Annotated in this window: 7 protein-coding genes; 5 read left to right on the top strand and 2 right to left on the bottom strand. The window is 73.9% G+C overall.

Annotated features, from left to right (window positions below; translation table 11 throughout):
• Positions 1–1,379 (bottom strand): ComEC/Rec2 family competence protein (locus F1544_RS26565; protein ID WP_167587807.1); only part of this gene is annotated, 1,379 nt, incomplete at its 3' end.
• Positions 1,380–1,405: 26 nt separating this feature from the next.
• Entirely contained in the window at positions 1,406–2,491 is a 1,086-nt protein-coding gene (locus tag F1544_RS26560; RefSeq protein WP_208972216.1) for a ComEA family DNA-binding protein, read from the bottom strand.
• A gap of 503 nt (positions 2,492–2,994) precedes the next feature.
• On the opposite strand from F1544_RS26560, the gene F1544_RS19380 reads away from it, so the two are divergent.
• The 5 genes from F1544_RS19380 to F1544_RS19360 are packed head-to-tail and all read left to right on the top strand — an operon-like array spanning position 2,995 to position 8,044.
• Entirely contained in the window at positions 2,995–4,221 is a 1,227-nt protein-coding gene (locus F1544_RS19380; RefSeq protein ID WP_167587805.1) for a sugar ABC transporter substrate-binding protein, read from the top strand.
• Complete coding sequence (locus F1544_RS19375) at positions 4,214–5,185, top strand: carbohydrate ABC transporter permease (RefSeq protein ID WP_167587803.1); 972 nt, start codon at positions 4,214–4,216, stop codon at positions 5,183–5,185. The genes F1544_RS19380 and F1544_RS19375 overlap by 8 nt, the downstream gene beginning before the upstream one ends.
• 25 nt (positions 5,186–5,210) lie before the next feature.
• On the top strand, positions 5,211–6,095 hold the full coding sequence (locus F1544_RS19370; RefSeq protein ID WP_167587801.1) for a carbohydrate ABC transporter permease: 885 nt from the start codon (positions 5,211–5,213) through the stop codon (positions 6,093–6,095).
• Between the two features lie 12 nt (positions 6,096–6,107).
• Positions 6,108–6,938 carry a ThuA domain-containing protein gene (locus tag F1544_RS19365; RefSeq protein ID WP_167587799.1) on the top strand — a complete coding sequence of 277 codons (831 nt, stop codon included), beginning with the start codon at positions 6,108–6,110 and terminating at the stop codon, positions 6,936–6,938.
• Complete coding sequence (locus F1544_RS19360) at positions 6,935–8,044, top strand: Gfo/Idh/MocA family protein (protein ID WP_308470198.1); 1,110 nt, start codon at positions 6,935–6,937, stop codon at positions 8,042–8,044. Before F1544_RS19365 ends, F1544_RS19360 begins: the two co-directional genes overlap by 4 nt.
• Positions 8,045–8,046: the final 2 nt, after the last annotated feature.

Genomic DNA, 8,046 nt, shown 5'->3' with positions numbered 1-8,046 from the left:
GCCGTCGGCAGGGCGGCCGCCGCCCGGGCGACGACCGCGACCCACTGCGCCGCGAGCCCGGCCGGCCACACGAGCACCGCGGCCGCTCCCGGCGAGGCGGCCGCGACGACGGTCGCGGCCAGCCCCAGCACGGTCGCCGGGGCCACGGCCGGGGCGACGACCACGTTGGCGGGGACGGCCAGCAGGTTCACCGACGGCTGCAGCAGCGCGACCACCGGCCCGCAGACCGCCTGCGCCGCCGCGGGCACCGCCACGGCGAACGCCGCCCACCGGGGCCAGCCCGCCGCCACCAGCCGCTCCGCCCACGGCCGGGCGAGCAGGAGCAGCGCGAGCGTCGCGAGCACCGAGAGGACGAACCCGTACTGCCGGGACAGCCACGGGTCGGCGACGAGCAGGACGAGGACGGCCCCGAACAGCACGGGCGCCCCGCGGGTGGGACGCCCCGCGAACACCCCGAGCAGGCCGATGCCCCCCATGACCGCGGCCCGCAGCACGCTCGGGTCCGGCCGGGCGAGCACGACGAAGCCCGCCAGCCCGAGCCCGGCGAGGACCAGCCGGGTGCGGCGGCCCGCGCCGAGCAGCGCCGCGACCGCCACCAGCGCCCCCACGACCAGGGTGGTGTTCGACCCGCTGACCGCGGTGAGGTGCGTGAGGCCGACGGCCTTCATGGCCGCCTCGAGGTCGGGCGGCAGCGCGGAGGTGTCGCCGACGACGAGGCCGGGCAGCAGGCCCCGCGCGTCGGTGGGCAGCCGGGCGCACGCGACTCGCAGCCCCGCGCGCAGCCGCTCGGCGGCCCGGTGGACGGGACCGCTGCGCCGCACCGGCTCCGGCGGCGCCCGCAGGACGAGCAGCGCCCGCACCCGGTCGCCCGGCTCGGTGGCCGCGAGGGAGCCGCGCACCCGCACCCGGGCGCCGGGTTCGGCCCCGTGCCAGTCGCCCGCGTCGGCCAGCACGAGGACGGGGGTGGCCACGGCGGCGGTGCGGCCCCGGGCGCCGGCGCGGACCAGCTCCACCTCGACGACCACCCGGTCCGGCCCGCCCGGCCGCAGCGCGGGCACCCGGCGCGGGTCGGAGCGGACGGCGGCGACGGCGTCCACGGTGGCGCCCTCGGCCGCCCAGCCGGCGACGGGACCGGTGCGGGCCAGGGCGAGCTGCGCGAGGGCCGCCCCGAGGACCACCGCCACCGCCAGGGCGCTGACCAGCAGCAGCCCGCCGCGCCGCCGGCGGTGCAGCCGGAGCGCGGCGCCGGCGCTGACGACCGCGACCAGCATCGCGACCAGCACCTCCCGGGTCGCCGCGGTGACGGCCCACGCCGCCGCGGCCCAGGCCAGCAGCGCGGGCGGCAGCAGCCGGAGGTCGAGCGCCGGGCGGGTCGTCACCGTCCGCGCCCCGGGCGCCGGGGCACTCACACCCGCACCAGCGGCCGCAGCCCGTCGAGCAGCTTCGGCCCGATGCCCCGCACCTCGCCCAGCTCCTCGACGTCGGAGAAGCGGGTGTGCTCGGTGCGCCAGGCCAGGATCCGCCCGGCCAGCACCTCCCCCACCCCGGGCAGCGCGTCCAGGTCGCCCTCGGTCGCGGCGTTGAGGTCCAGCGGACCCGCCGCCGCGCTCCCACCGGCCGCACCTCCGGCGGCGGCCGCGGCACCCGCAGACGATCCGGGGGCGGCGACCACCGCCTCGCCCGGCGCGGGGACGAGGACCTGCTCGCCGTCCACCAGCGGGCGCGCGAGGTTGACCCGGTCCAGGTCGGCGGCGGCGCCGGCGCCCCCCGCCGCGGCGATCGCCTCCGCCACCCGGCTGCCCGCCGGGAGGGTCACGAGGCCGGGGTGGGCGACCTGACCCGCGACGTGCACGACCACGTCCGCGACCGCGGTCGGTGCGGCGGACGCGGTGGGCGTCCCCGGCGTGCCCTCGCTGCCGGGGGTGTCCGCCGTGGCGGCAACGGCGTCGGTGGGGACGGCCGCGGTGGAGACGGCGACCGGGTCCGTCCGGGGCGGCACGGCCTGCCCCGCCCCCGTGGGGTCCTGCCGCGGCCAGCTCAGGAACGCGGCCGTCGCCAGGCCCACGACGACCAGGAGGGCGACGACCACGACCCCGCGGGCCGCCGAGCGCCCGACGTGCCAGCGCAGCGCCCGCACCCCCGGGGGCAGCCGGTCCGCGGCCCGCCGGCGCACTTCCTGCCGCCACGGCGCGGTCCCCGCGCGGTGCCGCGCCCCTTCGCCCACCTCCTCCTGCGGGTCGTCGTCGAACTCGTCGTCCAGGTCGTCGAACGCGTCGTCCCGGTCGTCGAACGCGTCGTCCCGGTCGTCGAACGCGTCGTCCCGGTCGTCGAACGCGTCGTCCCGGTCGGCGGACGACGGCCCACCGCGGCCGTCCGCCGGCGGGTGGGACGCTGCGGCGCCGGGCGGGCGACGGTTCTGGCGGCGGGCCAGCTCGCGCACGTCGACGTGCTGCGGCGCAGCGGGACGCGACCACGACGGGGAGTTGGGCACCCGGGGACGCTAGGGAGGCCGGCCCCCAGCACGGGCCCCGTCGACCGGGTGCTGTGGACGACGCGCAGGACCGTGCCTTGTGGACCCCGCCGCAGCAGCACCGAGCACCCGTCCGGGACGGGACCGCGACACGTCCGGAAGCCGATCACGGGGAAACCCTTGTGGAGGAGCCGTGCGTGTGGGTACCTTCTCGTCGAACCGCATCGACGACGACGGTGACGCATCGACGGGGATGCGGGGAGGAGGGGGACGTGACCGAGGTCCTGACCGCGGACAGCGGCCCCCGACGCCCTCAGCCCCCGACCCGCCACCCGCGCCGCCACGCTGCGGAGCAGAGCTCCTCCCCCCTGACCTGACGCCCCCCACGGGGCCCGGCCCGGCTCCACGACCATCGTCGATGCGCATCAACGCATCCGGCGAGCACCGACCGCCCCACCCGCAGGACCCACCGCACCACCCGAGATCACGTCCACGACGTCGTGGACGACGACGAGAGGATCGACATGGCTCGACGAGGAACCGTGCGCGCCGGCCTGGCTGCGCTCCTGGCGCTCCCCCTCGCCCTGAGCGCCTGCGGAGGGGGCAGCGGCGGCGGCACGACCAGCGGCGCCTCCGACACCCTGCGCGTGCTCGACTACTACAACTCCGACCCCAATGCCACGCTGTGGAAGACCGCGATCGAGAACTGCGGCAAGACCATCGGGATGAAGATCGACCGCGAGGCCGTCCCCGGCGAGACCCTCATCCAGAAGGTCCTGCAGCAGAGCTCGTCCAAGACGCTGCCGGACGTGCTGATGCTCGACAACCCCGACGTGCAGCAGATCGCCGCCTCGGGGGCGCTCGCGCCGCTGGACGACCTGGGCATCGACGCGACGGGCGTCGCCGACGGTGTCATCAAGGCGTCGACCTACGAGGGCAAGCTCTACGCCCTGCAGCCGGTCACGAACACCATCGCGCTGTTCTACAACAAGAAGATCTTCGAGGCGGCCGGCCTCACCCCGCCCACGACGTGGGACGAGCTCAAGACGACCGCGGCGAAGCTGACCCAGGGCGACAAGTACGGGTTCGCGATGTCCAACATCAACACCTACGAGGGCACCTGGCAGTTCCTGCCGTTCATGTGGTCCAACGGCGGTGACGAGAAGGACATCAACACCCCCGAGACCGCGGCCGCGCTGCAGCTGGTCAAGGACCTGCTGGACCAGAAGTCCCTCTCGCAGTCGACCGTCACGTGGTCGCAGGCCGACGTCGCGGACCAGTTCGCGGCCGGCAACGCGGCCATGATGATCAACGGCCCGTGGAACTTCGGCACCCTCGACGCGGTCGAGGGCCTCGAGTACGGCATCGTCCCGATCCCCGCGCCGACGGCCGGCGGCACCGTCGTCTCGCCCTTCGGCGGAGAGGCGTGGACGATCCCCCAGACGGGCGACGAGGCCAAGCAGAAGAAGGCCGCCGAACTCGTGACGTGCCTGAACTCCGACGACAACGAGGTCACGATCTCGGTCGGCACCGGCACCGTCCCGACCAAGCCGGCGCTCGCGTCGCAGGTCACCGCGAAGAACCCGAACCTCGAGGCCTTCGCCTCCCAGGTCCCGGACCTGCGCGCCCGCACCGGTGAGCTCGGTCCCGAGTGGCCGGACGCCGCCACCAAGATCTACACGGCCGTGCAGAACGCGCTCGTCGGCGGGATGACCCCCGAGGCCGCTCTCGCGCAGGCCCAGAATGGCTGAGGTCGCCACCGAGGGGCGCGCCGCCCGGAGGGCTTCGGCCCGCCCGGCGGCGGGTGGCCCGGCGAAGGCGCGCGGTTCGCACACGCTGCGGACGCGACTGGTCGAGGTGGCCTTCGTGGTCCCCGCGGTGGTGTACCTGGTCCTGTTCTTCGGCTACCCCGTGGTCAAGAACATCGTCATGGGGTTCCAGGCGTACACGACCAAGACCTTCTTCACGGGCGAGGCGCCGTGGGTGGGGCTGGAGAACTACCGCAACGTCTTCGGCGACGCCATCTTCAACCGCTCGGTCGTCAACACGCTGCTGTTCACGGCCGGCTCCATCGCCGGCCAGTTCGTGCTCGGCATGGCCATCGCGCTGTTCTTCCACAAGCGCTTCGCCCTCTCCGGCGTCCTGCGCTCGCTCATCCTGCTGCCCTGGCTCATCCCCATGATCGCCGGGACGGCCGTGTGGCGCTGGATCCTCGACACCGACAACGGCGCCCTCAACCGGATCCTCTCGGCCCTGCCCGGCGTCGACGTCAGTCCCAACTGGCTGACCAGCACGTCCCTGGCCCTCGTGGCCGTGATCGGCGTGAACATCTGGCTCGGCATCCCCTTCAACATGACCATCCTCTACGGCGGTCTCCAGGAGATCCCCGAGGAGCTCTACGAGGCCGGCGCGCTCGACGGCGCGACGGGCTGGCGGGCCTTCCGCCACATCACCTGGCCCATGCTGCGCCCCGTCGTCACGGTGGTCCTGGTGCTCGGCGTCGTCTACACGCTGAAGGTGCTCGACGTCATCCTCGGCCTCACCAACGGCGGGCCGGCGAACTCGACGCAGACCATCTCGACGTTCTCCTACGACACGTCCTTCCGGCAGTTCGACTTCGGTGCGGGTGCCGCCCTCGGCAACATCCTCATCGTCATCTCGCTGGTCTTCGCCGTGGTCTACCTGCGGCTGAACCGACGGGCGATCGACGAGTGACCGCCCGCACCGAGAGGAGCGCCCCGTGAGCGCCGCCATCCCCACCCCGACCGCCGTGCGGACCGACGGGGCCGAGCCCCGAGCGGCGAAGGCGCCCAAGGCCCCGCGCCGGCCCGTCTACACGGTCGTCGGCATCATCATCCTCGCGTTCATGCTGTTCCCGCTGTACTGGATGATCAACGTCTCCCTCCAGCCCGCGGGCAACGCCGTCGCGACGCCGTGGCTGCCGTTCGACCTGACGCTGCGCGGGTACACCACCGCCATCGACCAGCAGGGCCGCAACCTCGTCACGAGCCTGCTCATCAGCCTCGGCTCCGTCGTGTTCAGCCTGCTGATCGCGACCCCCGCCGCGTACGCCATGGCGCACTTCAAGTTCGGCCGGTGGGCGACGGCGATCCTGTTCGGCATCCTCATCACCCAGATGGTGCCGGGCATCGTCGTGGCGAACGCCCTGTACAGCGCCTACACCGACCTGGGCCTGCTCAACACCCTGGGCGGCCTGATCCTCGCCGACTCCGCCGCGGGCATCCCGTTCTCGATCATCCTGATGCGCGCCTTCATGGGCAGCATCCCGACGTCGATCATCGAGGCCGCCTACGTCGACGGCGCCGGGCACGTGCGGGCGTTCTTCTCCATCGTCCTGCCCATGAGCCGCAACGCCCTCATCACGTCGGGGCTGTTCACCTTCCTCTTCGCGTGGGGCGACTTCCTGTTCGCCCTGACGCTGACCACCACCGCCGACCTGCGCCCGATCACCCTGGGCCTGTACACCTACGTCGGGAGCTTCGTCAGCGACTGGTCACCCATCATGGCCACCGCCGTCCTGTCCTCCCTGCCCGCCATCGCCCTGCTCGTCCTCGCCCAGCGCTACGTCGCGGCGGGGGTCACGGGCGGAGCCGTCAAGTCCTGAGGAGCACCACCCATGCCCGAACCCGTCACCGGCCCGATCCGCGTCACCGTGTGGGGCGAGAACCGCCACGAGCAGCTCGAACCCGAGGTGGCGCAGCGCTACCCCGGCGGCATGCACGGGGCCGTCGCCCAGGGGATCGAGGAGAACCTCGGCACGGACGTCGTCGTGCGCACGGCCACGCTCGACGACCCCGAGCACGGCCTGACCGAGGAGGTCCTGCAGAACACCGACGTCCTCACCTGGTGGGGCCACGCGGCGCACGCCGACGTCTCCGACGAGGTCGTCGACCGCGTGCAGCGGCACGTGCTCGCCGGAATGGGGCTCATCGTCCTGCACTCCGGGCACTGGTCGAAGATCTTCCAGCGCCTCATGGGCACCTCGTGCACGCTGCGCTGGCGCGGTGCGCACGACCGCGAGCTGCTCTGGACGGTGGACCCGACCCACCCGATCGCACAGGGCGTCCCCCACCCGATGATCATCGAGGAGGACGAGATGTACGGGGAGTTCTTCGACATCCCCGCCCCGGACGAGCTCGTCTTCATCTCCTCCTTCTCCGGCGGCGAGGTGTTCCGCTCCGGCTGCACCTTCAAGCGCGGCTTCGGCAAGATCTTCTACTTCAAGCCCGGTGACCAGGAGTACCCCGTCTACTTCCACGCCGGGGTCCGCAAGGTCATCTCCAACGCCGTGCAGTGGGCCGTCACCGTCCGGCCCGAGCGCACCGCCCCCGTGCTGCTGCGCTACGACACCGAGGACTTCTACAACGGCCAGGGCTACGGGGGCGCGCTGAGCGCCGAGGCCGAGGCGGCCGCCGCCGCCCGCGACGCCGCGGGAGCCCCGGCGTGAGCGACCCCGTGAAGGTCGTCCTCGTGGGCGCCGGCGGCATGGGCAAGGCGTGGCTCGCCACGATCCTCGCCGACCCGGCCGTCGAGCTCGCGGGCATCGTGGACCTGGACCTCGCGGTGGCCGAGGCCGCCGCCGTCGCGGCGGGTGTCCCCGACCTCCCCCGGGGCCGGGACGCGGTCGAGCTGGCCGCGGCCACCGGCGCCGAGGCCGTCGTCAACGTCACCGTGCCGCGGGCGCACCACCCCGTCACGACGGCCGCGCTCTTCGCGGGCTACCCCGTGCTCGGTGAAAAGCCGGTGGCGGAGAACGTCTCCCAGGCGCTGTCGCTGGTGGCGGCCGCCGAGGTCAGCGGTCAGCGCTTCGTCGTGAGCCAGTCCCGCCGCTACAACGCCCACCTGTTCGCGTTCAAGGAGCAGGCCCGGGTGCTGGGCGACCTCGGGGTCCTCACCACCGAGTTCTACAAGGCCCCGCACTTCGGCGGGTTCCGGGAGGAGATGGCGCAGCCGCTGCTGGTGGACATGGCGATCCACCAGTTCGACTCCGCCCGGTTCCTGCTCGACGCCGAACCCGTCTCGGTCTACTGCGAGTCCTACAACCCGTCCTGGAGCTGGTACTCCGGCGACGCCGCCGCCTCGGCCGTGTTCGAGATGAGCGGCGGGGTGCGCTACGTCTTCACCGGCAGCTGGTGCGCCCCCGGCAAGGAGACGTCGTGGAACGGGTCGTGGCGGTTGTCGGGCTCGGAGGGCTCGGCGCTGTGGAACGGCGACGACGCCCCCGAGTTCGAGGCCGCCCCGGACGCGGCGCCGGCCCCGTCGGTGGACCCGGGCCGCGAGATCGCCGGCTCCCTCGCCGCCTTCGCCGCGGCCCTGCGCTCCGGTGAGCCGGTCATGGGCGAGGTGCACGACAACGTGCTGAGCCTCGTCATGGTCGAGGCGGCCGTCGAGTCGGCGGCGACGGGCACCCGGGTGCGCGTCGACGACGTCCTCGAGCGCGCCTACGAGCGGGCGGTCGCCGACGAGCGGCGCGACGACGTGCGCGCCCGCCTGGAGTCGTGGACCTCGGTCCGCGACGCCCTCTCCCCGGAGCGCTCCGTCCGAGCCGCCTGACC

The organism is Kineococcus rubinsiae, from assembly GCF_011839805.1.
In the GTDB taxonomy this organism is placed as follows: Bacteria; Actinomycetota; Actinomycetes; order Actinomycetales; family Kineococcaceae; genus Kineococcus; species Kineococcus rubinsiae.
Note: the sequence above shows the minus strand (reverse complement) of the source record. Positions and strands in the feature narration are given on the sequence as shown.